The 15,744-nt window shown below is 37.1% G+C and carries 14 protein-coding genes; 3 read left to right on the top strand and 11 right to left on the bottom strand.

Translation table 11 applies throughout. The annotated features are described in order from the left end of the window. Positions 1-177: 177 nt before the first annotated feature. Together EM4838_RS03870 and EM4838_RS03865 are read right to left on the bottom strand one after the other, a co-directional pair. A complete protein-coding gene (locus tag EM4838_RS03870; protein WP_071865988.1) occupies positions 178-1,554 on the bottom strand; it encodes a hemolysin family protein in 1,377 nt (458 codons plus the stop codon). Positions 1,555-1,680: 126 nt separating this feature from the next. After that, a complete protein-coding gene (locus EM4838_RS03865) occupies positions 1,681-2,805 on the bottom strand; it encodes an AI-2E family transporter (protein WP_071865987.1) in 1,125 nt (374 codons plus the stop codon). A 136-nt stretch (positions 2,806-2,941) separates the two neighbouring features. On the opposite strand from EM4838_RS03865, the gene EM4838_RS03860 reads away from it, so the two are divergent. Beyond that, positions 2,942-3,376 (top strand): GNAT family N-acetyltransferase, encoded by a 435-nt coding sequence (locus EM4838_RS03860; RefSeq protein WP_019722746.1) that lies wholly within the window; start codon positions 2,942-2,944, stop codon positions 3,374-3,376. A 60-nt stretch (positions 3,377-3,436) separates the two neighbouring features. Here EM4838_RS03860 and ntdP read toward each other — a convergent pair whose 3' ends face one another. The 3 genes from ntdP to recX form a co-directional block, all read right to left on the bottom strand. Then, positions 3,437-3,970: a nucleoside tri-diphosphate phosphatase gene (ntdP, locus tag EM4838_RS03855; RefSeq protein WP_010735893.1), complete on the bottom strand. Its 534-nt coding sequence runs from the start codon at positions 3,968-3,970 to the stop codon at positions 3,437-3,439. 92 nt (positions 3,971-4,062) lie between these two features. After that, positions 4,063-5,247, bottom strand: a complete 1,185-nt coding sequence (gene mutY, locus EM4838_RS03850; protein WP_071865986.1) for an A/G-specific adenine glycosylase — start codon at positions 5,245-5,247, stop codon at positions 4,063-4,065. Further along, complete coding sequence (gene recX, locus EM4838_RS03845) at positions 5,240-6,040, bottom strand: recombination regulator RecX (protein WP_071865985.1); 801 nt, start codon at positions 6,038-6,040, stop codon at positions 5,240-5,242. The genes mutY and recX overlap by 8 nt, the downstream gene beginning before the upstream one ends. Before the next feature lie 105 nt (positions 6,041-6,145). Between recX and rlmD the strand changes: the two genes are divergently transcribed. Beyond that, positions 6,146-7,522: a 23S rRNA (uracil(1939)-C(5))-methyltransferase RlmD gene (rlmD, locus tag EM4838_RS03840; RefSeq protein WP_071865984.1), complete on the top strand. Its 1,377-nt coding sequence runs from the start codon at positions 6,146-6,148 to the stop codon at positions 7,520-7,522. A gap of 114 nt (positions 7,523-7,636) precedes the next feature. Here rlmD and EM4838_RS03835 read toward each other — a convergent pair whose 3' ends face one another. The 3 genes from EM4838_RS03835 to EM4838_RS03825 form a co-directional block, all read right to left on the bottom strand. Beyond that, positions 7,637-8,353 carry a YcjF family protein gene (locus tag EM4838_RS03835; protein WP_071865983.1) on the bottom strand — a complete coding sequence of 239 codons (717 nt, stop codon included), beginning with the start codon at positions 8,351-8,353 and terminating at the stop codon, positions 7,637-7,639. Between the two features lie 215 nt (positions 8,354-8,568). Continuing rightward, entirely contained in the window at positions 8,569-9,147 is a 579-nt protein-coding gene (locus EM4838_RS03830; protein ID WP_071865982.1) for a lytic polysaccharide monooxygenase, read from the bottom strand. Between the two features lie 365 nt (positions 9,148-9,512). After that, positions 9,513-11,063 (bottom strand): fibronectin type III domain-containing protein, encoded by a 1,551-nt coding sequence (locus tag EM4838_RS03825; RefSeq protein ID WP_071865981.1) that lies wholly within the window; start codon positions 11,061-11,063, stop codon positions 9,513-9,515. Between the two features lie 367 nt (positions 11,064-11,430). On the opposite strand from EM4838_RS03825, the gene EM4838_RS03820 reads away from it, so the two are divergent. Then, on the top strand, positions 11,431-11,913 hold the full coding sequence (locus EM4838_RS03820) for a TspO/MBR family protein (protein ID WP_071865980.1): 483 nt from the start codon (positions 11,431-11,433) through the stop codon (positions 11,911-11,913). Between the two features lie 100 nt (positions 11,914-12,013). Here the strand turns inward: EM4838_RS03820 and EM4838_RS17140 are convergent, their stop codons facing one another. The 3 genes from EM4838_RS17140 to EM4838_RS03805 form a co-directional block, all read right to left on the bottom strand. Beyond that, entirely contained in the window at positions 12,014-12,274 is a 261-nt protein-coding gene (locus tag EM4838_RS17140; RefSeq protein ID WP_071865979.1) for an IS3 family transposase, read from the bottom strand. 395 nt (positions 12,275-12,669) lie between these two features. Continuing rightward, on the bottom strand, positions 12,670-13,296 hold the full coding sequence (locus tag EM4838_RS03810; protein WP_071865978.1) for a hypothetical protein: 627 nt from the start codon (positions 13,294-13,296) through the stop codon (positions 12,670-12,672). A gap of 535 nt (positions 13,297-13,831) precedes the next feature. Next, positions 13,832-15,586: a carbohydrate-binding protein gene (locus tag EM4838_RS03805; RefSeq protein ID WP_071865977.1), complete on the bottom strand. Its 1,755-nt coding sequence runs from the start codon at positions 15,584-15,586 to the stop codon at positions 13,832-13,834. Between the last annotated feature and the right edge of the window lie 158 nt (positions 15,587-15,744).

Genomic DNA, 15,744 nt, shown 5'->3' with positions numbered 1-15,744 from the left:
CTCTATCCTTTTCTTCAACTCAAATAGTATAGCATGGATCTTCAATTTGAAAAAGTAAGCGAAACAGTTTTACTTTTTCTTTTCATTCGATATCTCCAAAAAAAGAACAGATACATCACTTCATACAGCAAGTGATATATCCGCTCTTTGTTTCGTTAAAAGATCATCGAAGGTGCTTTATCTTCGCGGTTCGTCATCTTCAAAATCTTTTTTGAAATAGCGACGTTCTTCTTCAGGTTCAGCTTCTATTTCTTCTGGATCATGGAAGATCACACGAATTTTAAGTACTCTTGAACCTTCCATTTCTTCAGAAATCAAGGTAATATTTTCAACATCAAATGAAAGTTTTTCTCCTTCATCGGGAATCATACCTAAAGCTGTGATCAAATAGCCGGCCATCGTATCCACATCACTCATGTGAAGATTACTTTCAAACGCCTCATTAAATTCATCGATCAACATGCGACCTTGGATGATATACTCATAGTCACCGACTTGTTCGTAGAGATTTTCTACTTCGTCTGACTCATCATCGATTTCTCCAACGATTTCTTCAAGTAAGTCTTCTAATGTCGCTAAACCTACGACTCCCCCATATTCGTCTAACAGGATCGCCATTTGATTTTGTGTTTTTTTCATTTCATATAATAGATCATCAATAAAAATCGTTTCTGGAACAAAAAGTGGTTCCTGAATGATTTTTTTGATTTCTAAGTGTTCAAACCCAAATTTATGGGCAGCTTTTAATAAATTTTTCGTATGAAGAATTCCAACAACTTTATCTTTGTCTTCATTATAAACAGGAATTCTTGAGTAATTCTCCGATAGTACTTCGTTGACATTTTCTTCAATGGAGTCATTAATGTCGATCATAAAAGCATCTGTTCGAGGAACCATTACTTCCCTTGCAACTTTTGTGTCTAAGGAAAAGACACCTTGAAGCATTTCCAACTCTTCGTTGTTCAATACCCCTTCGTTTTCAAGCATATACCGCATTTCGTCGCGGGTCATCTTTGAATCTTCATCATCAAAAGTCATTGGTGTTATCCGTGCCAACAAGCTGGTAGATGCAGACAATAGCCACACGAAAGGTTTCGCTACGACACCAATCATTCGGATCATACCTGAGGTAAAATTCGCTACCTCTTCTGATTTATTCAAAGCGATCCTTTTCGGGTATAATTCTCCAAAAACAATCGAAACATAGGTCAAAATAGCCAGTACGATAATATTTGCAATACTTCTTGCTGCGGCACCGCCACCTAATAGTGGGGCTAATCTTACGGATAAAGTATTAGCTAAAGATGCACCAGATAAAATATTGACCAAAGTGATTCCTACTTGGATAGTTGATAGGAAGTTATTTGGGTTCTGCAATATTTTTAAAAGCTTTTTAGATTTAACATCTCCTTCTTCCGCTTTTTGTTCGATCCGATTTTTATTGATCGATACAACTGCAATTTCGGAAGCTGCTAAAAAAGCATTGATCAATGTCAAAATGATCAATAATAAAATTTGCGCTAACAGCGACTGACTCTCAGGGTCAGCATTCATAATCGCATTCTCTCCTTATTCATTTATATTTTTATTTTTTTAAAGAAAAAAACGTGGCTAAAGGTAGCCACGTTAAAATGGTATCATAAAGCGATTTTCTTTGCAATAAAAATAGCCATTCGATCATTAAGATTCAAGAGTCGTCGCTATTTTTTTCTTGTTCTCGTTTTGTTTATCTTCTTTTACGATCTTGACAACATAAGAAATGATTGTTTTACAGATCGCATAAAAAGGTACACCCAGAAAAATCCCAAGTAATCCGGCAATGTTTCCTGCAACAAGTAGAACGATAATGATCGTTAGTGGATGGATCTTCAATGATTTACCAATGACATTCGGATAAATGATATTTCCGTCTAGTTGCTGAACGATCAAAACGACCACACAACACAGCAATGCTTTGAATGGATCATTGAATACTGTCACTAAAAAGGCAGGAGCTAAACCTAAATATGGGCCTAAATAAGGAATGAGGTTGGTCAAACCAGCAATTACTCCGAAAAGGAAGGCGTAATCTACGCCTAATGCAAAATAACCTAGAAAGGTGAATGTACCAACGAATAAGCATTCAATTGCTTGGCCACTAATATAATTAGCTAACGTTTTATTCAACTGTCCTAACAATTCAACGATTTGCTCTCTTCGTTTTTCTGGGAAGAAACGTTTGATGTTTGGTACAAGTTTTTCGCCATCTTTCAACATGTAAAACAAGATGAACGGCGCGGTAATAATAACGATGGTCGCTGAAGCAATCGTTCCAACGATCGAACCTAAGCTATTAGACAAGCCACTCAGAAATTGTTGGATGATCGTGCCATATGAAATATCCAATTGCTCAAAATATTTATTGATATCGACATCTTTGAATACGGACCATTGCGCAACTTCTGCTAACCAAGTCTCTACTTGGCGAATAAAGTTCGGCGTGTTAGAGGCCAAGGAAGATATTTGTTGGACTAAACTTGGGATAACACTTAACAAGATCCAGACCAGAGCGGCAACTAACAATAACAGTACAATTGCTACTGCCCAGATCCGTTTTATTTTTGTTTTCATCAATAATCCAACGATTGGATTCAAAATATAATACAAAAAACCAGCAATCAAAACTGGTGCAAATAATGTGGAGAAGAATGTCCCGATTGGTTGGAAGACAAAGCTGATTTTCGAGGAGACTAAGATCAATGTTGCTAAAATCAACAATTCGAATGACCAGAACATCAACTTTGATTGTTTTAACTTATCGAACAAATAATTCACTTCTTTCCTTTTTTTATGATAGTATATAACATTCTTTTGAAAAAATCTGTTATTTTTGATTTTATTTTATGCACTTTCCATTCCGATCACTTTACAGTATACTACTGAAAAGAAAGGTGGCTGTTTGATGAAAGTAGTTCATACAAAAGATACGATGAGTCCGATCTATCTCGATGCTGTACGTATCAGAAACCAAGTCTTCGTTGTCGAGCAAGGTGTTCCCTTTGAGAGAGAAATCGATCAGGATGAGGCACATTGTATCCATTTCGTCCTTTATACAGATGCACAGGAGGCGCAAGGTACTGTTCGTTTACTGCCACTCGAAAATGGCCAGATAAAAGTCCAACGTATGGCGATCCTTGCTGAATACCGTCAACAAGGTTTGGGGCAAGTCTTGCTAAGAGAAGCAGAGGCTTTTGCTAAAAACCAAGGCTTTGATACGATAAAATTAGGCGCTCAACTGACCGCTATTCCTTTTTACGAGAAGCTTGATTATCAAGCCTACGGTGAAGTCTTCGAAGATGCGGGCATCCAACATCTCAACATGAAAAAAAACTTGTGAAGCATCCAAGTAAAAACAGTAAGCAAGATGAAGATTCCTTCACTTACTTACTGTTTTCGTTTACTTTTGCGACAATTGCTTGTAACGGTCATACCAAATATCAATATAGCCTTCTGAGAATGGGCCATCTCCATTATTGATCCAGTCAACCAAAATCTTCACGTTCTCTTTTAAAATGAAGTCAATATCACTTGGATAATTCATCATTTGACTATGCATTTCATATTCATCGACATCTAACAAGCGCTTCTCGCCATCAGGAAAAACCTTGATATCTAAGTCATAATCAATATATTTTAATGCTTCATCATCTAATAAAAAAGGTGAAGCCAGATTACAATAATAGGAAACCCCCTTTTCTCTGATCATTGCTATTACATTGAACCAGTATTTTTTGTGAAAGTATACAATCGCTGGTTCTCGCGTCACCCAACGTCGTCCATCAGACTCTGTTACAAGAGTATGATCATTGACACCGATCATTGAATGTTCGCTTGTTTTCAATACCATGGTATCGCGCCACGTTCGATGCAATTTGCCGTCGTGTTTATAACTTTGGATCGTTACAAACTCTCCTTCTTTTGGAACTCCCATCGCAATCCTTCCTTAGCAACATTTTGTGCTTTGTGTTGGGGTGTTCATTACACCGACATCATAATTATTATAGCAATAAAAATCATCTTTGCCTAGAAAGGATTACTATTGTTTCGATTTTTATCCAACTGCTGGATGAGCTTCATTTGCACTTTTGGGAAAACTACTTGTTCAAATGCTTCTGGTATCAGCCACTGCGTCTGTTTGCCAGTCTCAGATAGGTCTTTTTCAGTCTTAGGCAACCGACCATAAAACAATAAAACATGCCATTTCAAATGACTGAAGATATGCGTCACTTCCCCTAAGTGACGTTTTTGCCATACGACTTTGTCCGCATGAGCAAAAGGCAATACTGAAGCACCATCTTCAGCGACTAAAACCTCATCGAATAAACTGATTTCGTTCTTAGGTTGCCAGTCTGTTTCTAGTTTTTCGTATACCTCTTTCGTTACTTCTACCATCGGAAATGTCCACATATCAGCCAGTAATTTTTGTTGATCTCGTTGTTCAAAATAAAAAGCACTTTCTGCGTTTTCAATCGCGGCACAAACATAATAAACATCTCGAGGCTTTGCTTTTTTTGTTTTGACAGGATAGGCGGTTTGGATCCCTTTTTCTTTTGCTAAACAAAAAGCTTGGATCGGGCATTCCTCACATTTAGGCGAGGTCGGCGTGCAGATTGCTGAGCCAAGATCCATCAATGCTTGATTGAACTCACCCGGATGCTCTTCGTCAATGATTTTCCGCATGGCTTGATCAAATACTTTGCGACTTGATGCTTTCGCAATATCTTCTTCAATACAGAACAGCCGACTAACCACACGCATGACATTTCCATCGATCGCTGGTTCAGGTACCCCAAAAGCAATACTTGCGATTGCCCCTGTCGTATAAGGACCGATCCCTTTTAATGTACTGATTTCTTCCGGTGTTTGTGGCATCTTTCCGTCAAAATCTTCCATGATTTGTTTTGCAGCAGCTTGAATATTTCTGGCCCTCGAGTAGTAACCTAAGCCTTCCCAAGCTTTCAACAGTTTTTCTTCAGGTGCTTGCGCCAACGCTTCGATGGTTGGGAACCACTCCATAAAGCGATAAAAATAATCAATGACTGTATCGACTCTGGTTTGTTGCAACATGATTTCTGATATCCAAATACGATAAGGGTCTTGATTATAACGCCAAGGGAGATTTCTCTTTTCAAGCTCATACCATTCAATAAAACGTTCTTGAAATTCTTTTGTTTTTTCTAAGGACCAGTTTTCCCATTCTCTACTCACTTGCTTCTTCTTCCTTTTCTAAAATAAAGCGCTGGATCATCTCAAAATCAAAGCCTTTTTGATAGAGACTCTGCTTTACTTTCATCTTTCTCTTCTGAGGTTCAAAGCGACTATTCTTACGCCAGATTTTCTCCCCTTGTTGTACTAAAAGCTCGTATTCAGCTTCTGGATCGGTTTCTTGGGGTAATGTTTGCATCGCTTCTTGGATCACATCATTGGTAAATCCTTTTGTCATCAACTTCTGTTGGATATTCCGTAATAGATCCTTTTGACTTTTGGCACGATTTTTTTCATAAGTCTTTTCTGCTGTTTGTCGCGCATTTTCTACTTGCTCGTCAAATGGATACTGGCTTAAAGACTGCTCGATCACTTCTGGTGATAGCCCTTTTTGTTGCATTTGTTGTGCCAATTTTTTTGGTCCTTTGTCACTCAAACGCATATTCGTACGGACGTAACTTTCACCAAATGTCAGATCGTCAATCAGGCCTAATTCTTTTAATTTTTCAACGATTTTATGACGGTCTTCTTGTCCTATTTCTTTGTCTTTTAAATAGATCCGAATTTCTTTTTCCGTTCTTAGTTGATAACTCAAATAATTCAATGCTTGCTGTAAGCCAAAATCATAACCTGTACTCTTTTTGATTTCAGCTAATTTATCTTCTGTCAATTCTTGTCCTTTTAATAAACGATAGCGTACTAAAATATCTTCTGATACTTGTAGTGTTTCGCCATCTGATAGATCAATCTGATAAAAAGGCCCCTTGCCTTTACTGATTCTTGCAATAGAAAGCAAACTATCCCTCCTCGAACATATATTCCTATCATAACATAGAAAATCCCCAACTTTCGCTATAATATGTTAGAATATAGCCACATAATGATAAAAAGGGAGATACCTATGCCAGAAGCAATTGTTAAAAACGGCCAAACGATCACATTAAAAATCAAACGTTTAGGGATCAACGGAGAAGGAATCGGCTACTTTAAACGCATGATCGTCTTTGTTCCGTATGCCCTTCCTAAAGAAGAAGTCCTAGTGAAGATCACCAAAGCGACCCCTCGCTATGCCGAAGGACAGCTCGTTAAAGTCAAAAAAACAAGTAGTGACCGTGTGACTGCTCCATGTCCAGTCTACTATGAATGTGGTGGTTGCCAATTGCAACATTTAGCGTACCATGCACAACTCGATTTCAAAAAAGATTTGCTTTTGCAAGCTTTAGAAAAATTCAAACCCGCCGGTTATCGTGAGTATCCACTTTTACCGACGATTGGAATGGATGATCCTTGGCGTTATCGGAACAAAGCACAATTTCAATTGAGGAAAAATAAACAGACAGACAAAATCGAAGCTGGACTCTATCAAGCCAATTCTCATGACTTAGTAGCGATCACTGATTGTTTAGTGCAAGAGCCAGCGACACAAAAAGTGATGAATACAGTCGTCGATTTATTGAATAAATATGATTTACCGATTTATGATGAACGTGCGGATAGCGGGATTTTCCGCACGATCATGGTCCGAGTGGGTATACAGACAGGTGAGCTACAAGTTGTTTTTATCACTAGGAGTCAAAAATTCCCACAAAAAAATGCCCTGATTCGCGAGATCAATCAACAACTCCCTGAAGTCGTTTCGATCATGCAAAACGTGCAGCCTTTAAAAACCTCCCTTGTGATGGGTGACGAAACAAAACACCTTTGGGGAAAAGAAGCCATTGAGGAACGAATCAATGAAGTAACTTTTGATCTTTCACCTCGTGCCTTTTTCCAGTTGAATCCTCAACAAACAGAAGTCTTATACGGCGAAGGAATCAAAGCTTTAGCCATTCAACCAGAAGAAACGATCGTAGATGCTTATTGTGGTGTTGGGACAATTGGTTTAAGTGTGGCAAACAAAGCAAAAGAAGTACGCGGAATGGATACCATCCCCCAAGCCATTGCAGATGCACAGAAAAACGCACAACGTTTAGGATATGAGAATACTCGTTATGAAGTGGGAACGGCGGAAGAGCTCTTACCAAAGTGGTTGAATGAAGGCTTTCGTCCAGATGGGATCATCGTTGATCCGCCACGTACTGGTTTGGATGAGCAGTTGATCCAAGCAATTTTAAAAAATCCATCGCAAAAATTAGTTTATATTTCTTGCAATGTTTCGACTTTAGCAAGAGACCTCGTCCAATTAGCGAAAGTATTTCACGTCGAGTATCTACAGTCTGTCGACATGTTCCCTCAAACAGCACGCTGTGAAGTCGTCGTGAAATTAACAAAAAAATAATTCAATAGCGCCAGCCAGAATCCTTAAAAAAAATAAGCATTTCTCTCTGCTTAATAGTCAAAACTATTTCAGAGGTCAATGCTTATTTTTTATCCGATTATTTCTGATCAAACCTTATTTCATTTGTTTTTTTCGTTTCAATAAAGTAAAAAGTGTTTGAACTTGCCCTTTGAAAGACATGACATCATCAAAAATATCTTCGCCATCATTCAGCATTTTTACTGTTATCCAGCCTAATGATTCGGTGATCGTACTAGCGACTGTTGCGTTGATCGCTGCACCAGCCACTGTACCTACTGCCGGAATGATCTTAATGATATTCCCTACTGCACTTCTACCTAAACTAACAACGATCAACTCTTTTGAGACGCTTTTACCTAATGATTCAGACCATGATTGTCCAAATAACTTGTGGAGACGTCCCATCATCGTTAGCTGAACAGGTACAAGTAAAAAAGCATCTGAAAAAGGGATCGGTGAACAACCGATGATCGCCGCTGTCAAAGAGGCCGCATGAATCGTTGCATGGCATTTTCTACGTAAGGGTTCGTCTACCCCTTTTAAGAATTCTTCAAACAGACGGTCGAACTGTGTTTTACTCTTTGCTAATGTTTGTTCCGCTTTGCTTTTTGACGAATCAAAATTTCGTAAAATAGCTGCGGATGTTTTTTGAGGAAGTCTTTTCATTGTTTCAGCAAAAAAGGAAGCAAATTCTTTTTGTTCCTCAGGCGTTTGCTCCAATGTTTCTTCTACTTTTATTTCTTCGTTTTCGATTACAGTATCTTCAATCGATTCTTTGTTTTTCTTTTTTTTTCGTAAAAATTTTTTCATTTGATTTCCTCCGTAACCCTACCCTTTTGGTGTCCTTATCTCTATCATACAATACAACCTGAAGTTCGCCAAAAAATGGGATCATTATCGAACCTCGCTCTTTTTATTTTAGATGGTTCGAACATACAAATAAACACCCATGAAGTGAAAATGAGAGTCACTTCATGGGTGTTCTTTTATATGATCAGTTAAAAAGGTTTCTCTTCAAGGTTTGTCTATTGAACATTGACATCAATTACTTGATAGAACGCATTTGTTGTATCTGAAATATTCCAAACAGCTAAAATCACGTTGTAGCCTTTTCTATCTTGAGGAACAGTAATTGTTTGATTTACTGTTTTTGGTGGAACTGTTGCTTTATCATCGATTTTTGTGATCAATTCAAAATCGCTGAATTTCAAAGGTTGATTTTGGTTCCAACCTGGTTTTGTAATATAGTAATCCCAAGTACTTGTACGATGTTGTGCAGTTAAGTTCCAAGTGATATTCAAAGGACCAGTATTAATTACACTTTTATGCCAACGATTTGCTGTCTGTTCATCTAATGGTTCAAACCCGCTAACACCTGCACTTGCGATTTTTCCATCGATAAATGTATTTTTAGGCGCTTCAATACTTTGTGGTTCCCATTGTGCGCGTCCAACGTTTTGATTCAAATTACCTGCAGCTGCTGTACCGAAATAGGCACGACTCCCTGGAGATGTTACATAACCATGTGCATAACCAGATGTACCAAAGCCAAACAAACCTAACATAACAATTCCTACGAACATCATAACACTAAACTTTTTCATAACTGAACCTCCTATATTTGATAGGTTCATTGTAAACGCTTTCTAAAATAAAAACAAACGTTATGCTTTTATAACTTTATTTTAGTTGAAATGATTTCAAAAAAAAGATTTAAAGATTGATTTAATAGGGTTTCATTGACACTAAAGATAGTTAATCACCTAAATGATTTTATTATACACTTAATATTTTCTTAATGTTTCGTTATGCATATTGTTTTTTCAATAAAAAGAAGAGAGCTTATTTTAGGCTCTCTTCTTTTACATATCTATATCAATAATAACTTAAATATCATTTTTTAATACAAGTTATTAATATTTTTTTACAATTTATCATTTTATTTATGGAGTAATATGAAAAATACAGGTTATTTAGTTACAAGTTTCCACGGACCATACGGACCAGATTCACTTGGAATATCATTTTGCGTCCAGTATTTCGCTTCATAGATCAGCCCTTCATATGTAACACGCTCTCCACCTAAGTAAACTGTTGCAGGGTCCCAAGCGGGTAGAGTAGATTCTGATTCTTCAAGCGTAGTAAAAGTATAAGTTGCTGCATCCGAAACATTTCCAGAACGGTCTTCTGCAATCACTTCAACTGTGTAAGTCGTATTGCTCTTCAAGTTTTCAAAGGTATGAGACACAGCCATCGTTGTCGCTGATACTGTTTCGCCTGCACCAGTTAATTTAAGATTATAACGAGCAATGCGGTCATTATCCGTTGACGCTGTCCAATTGATACGCGCACGCTGTGTCGTAATGAAATCTGAACCTACATTTGTCGGTGTTGATGGGTTTTGTGTATCTTCAGGCATTTCAGAACCATCTGTAAAACTTTGACCGACAGTTAAGAATTCATATTGGTTTTTCACTTGCCCTTGTCCGCCGTCCACTTTTGCATCACGGTTCATAGACCAATATGATACCATACCGATTTTGCGTTCTTTGGCATGTTGTACAACCAAGTTGAACATATCTGTTGTAAAGTAAGGATGTTGTTCATTTTCAAAACCTACAGAAGGAGTCGTACCTAATTTTGCATAAGCTTGCTCATCCGTTAATGTTTTACCAGCGTATTGTTTGTAGTGATTTTTCAATTGGACCATTGTATTGTCTACCGCATCTAATGAACCTTGCGCATAGTCCGTCACACTTGATCCATAACACATCGTCATGATATTCACGTTAGTTAAGTCAACACCCGCTTCTAAATAAGCTTGCAAGACAGATAATCCTGTTGAGATCAATCCTGTAGGCATAACTGGTAATGTCAACGTCACATCAACCCCAGTTGCATCTTGTAATCGTTTTACTGCTTTCGCATTTGCTAAATTTTCGTGGTACCCCATAGCAGCCGCTTCTACGTCAAAGTCAATACGTGTAAAACCATAACCTTGGATTACTTCCATGTAAGCATCATAAAGCATATCTTCATCTTGCGTTACTTCCCAGAAGGCACCAGAATTTAATCCGCCAAATGACACAGCTGCATCTCCGCCTACTTCTCTTAACTCACGGATCGATTGCTTGATTCCTTCATATTGCCATTGGTCACTATCACTTTCACTTAAACCATTGAAACTTCCCCAAGCCCAATCAAGTTTACCATTTTTGATTCCTCTAGCTTGCATAAACCCTAGATTAAAGAAACGTTGACCTGTTTCTCTAGTAATTGCTGCCATATTCAAGGCACCTTTATTTGACAGCACTTCATCTGAAGTATACGCCGTGATATCTACAAATGGTGCTACGACTTGTTCTGGCCACTCGATCCCTTGACCTACACCAAAATCAGGTGTTGCGCGAACTGTTTGCTCTGTTGCCGCTCCTTGCTCTTCATTTAAAAACAACGGTGCAACCAATAAGCTACACAAAGCCGCTCCAGCTAATAATCTTTTTATACTTTTTTTCTTCATTTTTTTAAACTCTCCCCATTCAACTAATTCATTTCCCTTGTTCGTAATCGATTACAAATTTTATAATATCAGATAACTCAAAATAATATAACAAAAACAAATAAAAAATTAAGGTTATTTAATCGTTTTATCTCCGTTTTATAGTTAAATAAAAAAGTAAAAACGAAAATGTTCGGTATTGCAACAACGTTTTAAAATCAACTTAAAATAGCTTTAAACAACGATTTAATCACCCCGTTACTAATTTATTCTGGTCAATATGTACGCTATATTAACATTTTTTAAAATAACTTAAAAAATTACAAGTCATAAATAGGTGATGTTATAAATAATTATGTTAAACTGTCTAAAGAAAGGAGTTTTTTTTATGGTATACACTATCAATCGATTAAAAGATTATCGTTTGTGGGTTTGCATTATCGGAATCGTTGCTCTAGGATTTTTATCTGGCATTCTTAGCGGCAATCCAGGAAGATATTATTACTCGTTACAACTCCCAGCTTTTGCACCACCTAGTTGGATTTTTGGTCCTATGTGGACGGTCCTCTATATTTTAATAGGCATTTCTTTGTACTTTATTCTAAATACACAAAATCAAAAACACCGCTCTAAACTACTATGGCTCTTTACTATTCAATTCATCTTCAACCTTTTATGGTCAGCTTTATTCTTCAACCTTGGAAATACTTTGATTTCAGCAATCGATATCACTTTATTAATGATTTTCTTAACAGCTTTGGTCTATCATTTATGGCTGCACAATCGCACAGCAATGTGGTTGACGATCCCTTACTATTTATGGGTGTTTTTTGCATCTATCTTGAATTACGCGATTTTTATTTTGAATTAATAAAGCCTATCTAGCAAAATGTTGAATTGGCTCCCGTCAAGTAGACAGTGAAAAAAACAAACTGCATGAAATTAGGAATCGAGTGTCTCGATTCCTATTTTCATGCAGTTTGTTTTCTAAACCCCTTCCGAGAAAGCGCATTTAAAGATTCCGAATAGCGGTAGTTATTATAGTACCGCATATATTTACTTACAGATTTCTTTTCCTCTTCAAAGCTCTGATAGCTTTCTTGATGAAACTTTCTCTCTTTAAATGTTTCCCAACAAAGTTTGAATCGGTTGATTATCCAGACAACACCCCATTCGAGAAATACTTTTGTTGAACATATATTTTTTTCAAGTTTCTTATAGTCATAAGACATGTATTGAAATCCGCGATCACTATGAGGGAATGGTCGTACACCAGAGTTCTTATACGTTGCTTTTTTATCGTATTCCCGACAAGTAAATTATTGTCTGAATGACCTAATTCCCAAGAGATAATCGAACGATCATAGAGATCGACGAATGCACTTAAATAGGCTTTTTCCCATCTCCATCGTGCAATTTGATTACGTCTGTACACCATTTTCGATTGGATCCATCAACACAACTTGACGAAGAGCCCATTTTAGCTAATCACTTCTGTCATATTTATTTTTTATTGATCAACAGTTCGAACTTATTATGTAATTACTTAACAATTCATCGCTTTTTACTATTCAATACACGCTTCCATTCAAGTGATACTTCAAGAACACAGCGAGACCTATACTCCTTATGCATCAGTTAATAAAAACGGTGTCCTTCTAACGTTTATAGGTGGCATTATAAGCTGATTTTGCGTTACTGTTCTAAATGTCATCCAAGGCTTATTTGCATCGGATCCACCCAACTCCAAATATGTAGGCAACGGAAACCCTAAATTTGAACTAAACGTCATACCACCGATTCCTACTGAACGATCTCGGGAATTCCCAACTAAATGACCGATTGGCACACGTCTGTTTGTAAACCAGACTGAATTAGCTAAATAAGAATTAGTCACATCCCAATAGACCCAACCACCCCAATTTGAACTCGTTGATCGAATAGCTATTGGATCATTTGAATCAATGAATCCCGTTTTCCCAGTTGTGCTTTCAATAATAATCGGCGTTCCACCTCGATAACCAGGCCTTGTATAATGACCGAATATTGCGTAGTCATAGCTCGCCCACGCTTCAAATGTCACAGGATTTCGATGAGGTAAATTCTTGTCTCTTAAACGATATGGCGTATTATAGCGAAGTCGATTCCCATTTGTACTTACAGGATGTGAATTATCCGCTTCCGCATTGACATTTATCGTAAAAAAAGCTCCTCCTAAAATGAACATACCAATTAATAAAACAATTTTTTTCATCTGCAATTCCTCCTTGCGATTTTATTTTTTTGTGATAGCTATCTCACACATCCATCATAGCAACGAAATAACAAAAAAGTAATATCTTTATTTATAATATGAATGTTTTATAATTTTTATATAACCTCATTTTAACCTATTTAGATTTTTTTTAATTTAGAAAAACTTAAAAAAGTTATTAAATAGGGTTTTAATATAATTTCATTTAAAGATAAATAATAATTATCAATAAACATTTGTTTTAGATTAAAAAATAATTAAAATGAATAATAACCAAAAAATATAAATAGTCCGATTTTTATAGCCTTTACTTTAGAAACAACTGATGATTTGGAGATTCAAATATAATGTCTAAAAATTCGGATTTCTTTTCCCTGTTTACACTTTTTTAAAGTTAGAGGAAATTTCTTTATTCACTTTATTCGATAATACCGACCTCAACTATATAAAATTGGGTGTAACAGACTTATTATTAGCATAAAAAAAGCTACGTGAGCAATTCACGTAGTTTTTTTATTAACTATTAATTGGTATTTTATCCAACCTGTTTCCAAGGACCGTACAATCCAGATTCGCTTGGCTTGTTGTTTTGTGTCCAATATTGCGCTTCATAAACGATCCCATTATACGTCACTCGATTTCCTTGTACATAAACTTTATTCGCTTCCCACGCGGCGATCTCATCGCCACCTTCTGGCGTTCCTGAAATCAATTCCCAAGGACCATACAAACCTGACTCACTTGGAATACTGTTTTGTGTCCAATATTTGGCACGGTATAATGCACCTTTATAAGAAACAACATCACCACTTAGGTAAACTTTTGTCGCCTCCCATGCAGGAGCTTCTCCTGGTTCGCCCGGCTCCCCTGGATCTACTACATTCGCTAAAGTTGTGAATGCAACTTTTGCCGTATCCGAAATATTTCCAGAACGATCTTCTGCATTGATTTCTACCGTATATTCTGTATCATCTTTTAAGTTTGTAAACGCGTATGAAAGAGAAGTAGTCGTAACATTGATCGTTTGTCCATTCCCTACTAATCTCAAGTTATATTTTGCCACACGGTCATTGTCAGTCGCCGCCGTCCAGTTGATATGCGCACTATTTTTTGTGATGTTCCCAACAGAAAGATTTGTCGGAACAGATGGTTTTTCTTTATCTTCCGGAGTTTCGCTTCCGCCGCCCTCATTACCTTCAGCAAATGCTTCACTCACTTTCAAGAATTCAAATTGGTTCTTTATTTGCCCTTGTCCACCATCTGTTTTTGCATCACGGTTCATCGACCAATAAGAAACCATTCCTATTTTACGTTCTCTTGCATGTTCGACAACTTGATTGAACATTTCTGTCGTGAAGTATGGATGTTGTTCGTTCTCAAAACCAATCGAAGGAGTTGTACCTAATTTTGCATAAGCTTCTTCATCAGTCAAAGTGATACCAGCATATTGGCGATAATGATTCTTCAATTGGACCATTGTATTGTCGACCGCATCTAATGATCCTTGTGCATAATCAGTGACACTCGGACCATAACACATCGTCATAATATTGACATTGGTCAAATCGACACCCGCTTCTAAATAAGCTTGCAATACGGCTAGTCCAGTCGAAATCAAACCAGTCGGCATAACAGGTAATGTTAATGTTACTTGCACTCCTGTAGTATCTTGTAGTCGTTTGACTGCTTTCGCATTGAGTAAGTTTTCTGTATAGCCCATCGCCCCTGCTTCCACGTCAAAATCTACACGAGTAAAGCCATATCCTTGAACCACTTCCATATAAGCATCATAAAGCATATCTTCATCATGGCTGACTTCCCAGAAAGCACCTGTGTTCAATCCACCAAATGAAACAGCAGCATCTCCACCGACCGCTCTTAATTCACGGATTGTTTTTTTAATGCCTTCATATTGCCATTGATCACTGTCGTTCTCACTCAATCCGGCAAATCCGCCCCACGCCCAATCGATCTTACCATCTTTGATTCCTTTTGCTTGCATAAATCCTAAATTAAAGAATTTTTGCCCTGTTTCCTTTGCGATCGCCGCTAGATTCAACGCGCCATTATTCGATAACTCTGTACCTGACGTATAAGCCGTCATATCGACAAATGGTGCAACGACTTGTTCTGGCCATTCAATACCTTGACCTACACCAAAATCAGGTGTTGTTTTGATTGTTTGTTCTGTTGCTGCACTTTGTTGTTCATTCAAAAACAACGGTGCTACTAGCAGACTGCATAATGCAGCACCAGCCAATAATTTCTTTAGACGAACATTTCTTTTCATTAGTATGTATATCCCCCATCAACAATTTTATTTCGTGCTATGTATTTCCCTCTTGCACAACGATATCATAACAAATAAAAACTAAAAATATAACATTTTTAAATAAGAATTAGTGTTTTTTAATTTTGAGTATAAAAATCAAAATATAAAAGATTACT

The organism is Enterococcus mundtii, from assembly GCF_002813755.1.
GTDB lineage: Bacteria > Bacillota > Bacilli > Lactobacillales > Enterococcaceae > Enterococcus_B > Enterococcus_B mundtii.
The sequence above is the reverse complement of the archived record's forward strand: the minus strand, read 5'-3'. Positions and strand labels throughout refer to the sequence as shown.

Bases quoted from the DNA above. Each gene is read 5' to 3' on its own strand.
- EM4838_RS03860 (WP_019722746.1), top strand. From the start codon at position 2,942: ATGAAAGTAGTTCATACAAAAGATACGATGAGTCCGATCTATCTCGAT.
- EM4838_RS17140 (WP_071865979.1), bottom strand. From the start codon at position 12,274: ATGTCTTATGACTATAAGAAACTTGAAAAAAATATATGTTCAACAAAA.
- EM4838_RS03805 (WP_071865977.1), bottom strand. From the start codon at position 15,586: ATGAAAAGAAATGTTCGTCTAAAGAAATTATTGGCTGGTGCTGCATTA.
- rlmD (WP_071865984.1), top strand. From the start codon at position 6,146: ATGCCAGAAGCAATTGTTAAAAACGGCCAAACGATCACATTAAAAATC.
- EM4838_RS03835 (WP_071865983.1), bottom strand. From the start codon at position 8,353: ATGAAAAAATTTTTACGAAAAAAAAAGAAAAACAAAGAATCGATTGAA.
- EM4838_RS03830 (WP_071865982.1), bottom strand. From the start codon at position 9,147: ATGAAAAAGTTTAGTGTTATGATGTTCGTAGGAATTGTTATGTTAGGT.
- ntdP (WP_010735893.1), bottom strand. From the start codon at position 3,970: ATGGGAGTTCCAAAAGAAGGAGAGTTTGTAACGATCCAAAGTTATAAA.
- EM4838_RS03820 (WP_071865980.1), top strand. From the start codon at position 11,431: ATGGTATACACTATCAATCGATTAAAAGATTATCGTTTGTGGGTTTGC.
- EM4838_RS03810 (WP_071865978.1), bottom strand. From the start codon at position 13,296: ATGAAAAAAATTGTTTTATTAATTGGTATGTTCATTTTAGGAGGAGCT.
- EM4838_RS03870 (WP_071865988.1), bottom strand. From the start codon at position 1,554: ATGAATGCTGACCCTGAGAGTCAGTCGCTGTTAGCGCAAATTTTATTA.
- EM4838_RS03825 (WP_071865981.1), bottom strand. From the start codon at position 11,063: ATGAAGAAAAAAAGTATAAAAAGATTATTAGCTGGAGCGGCTTTGTGT.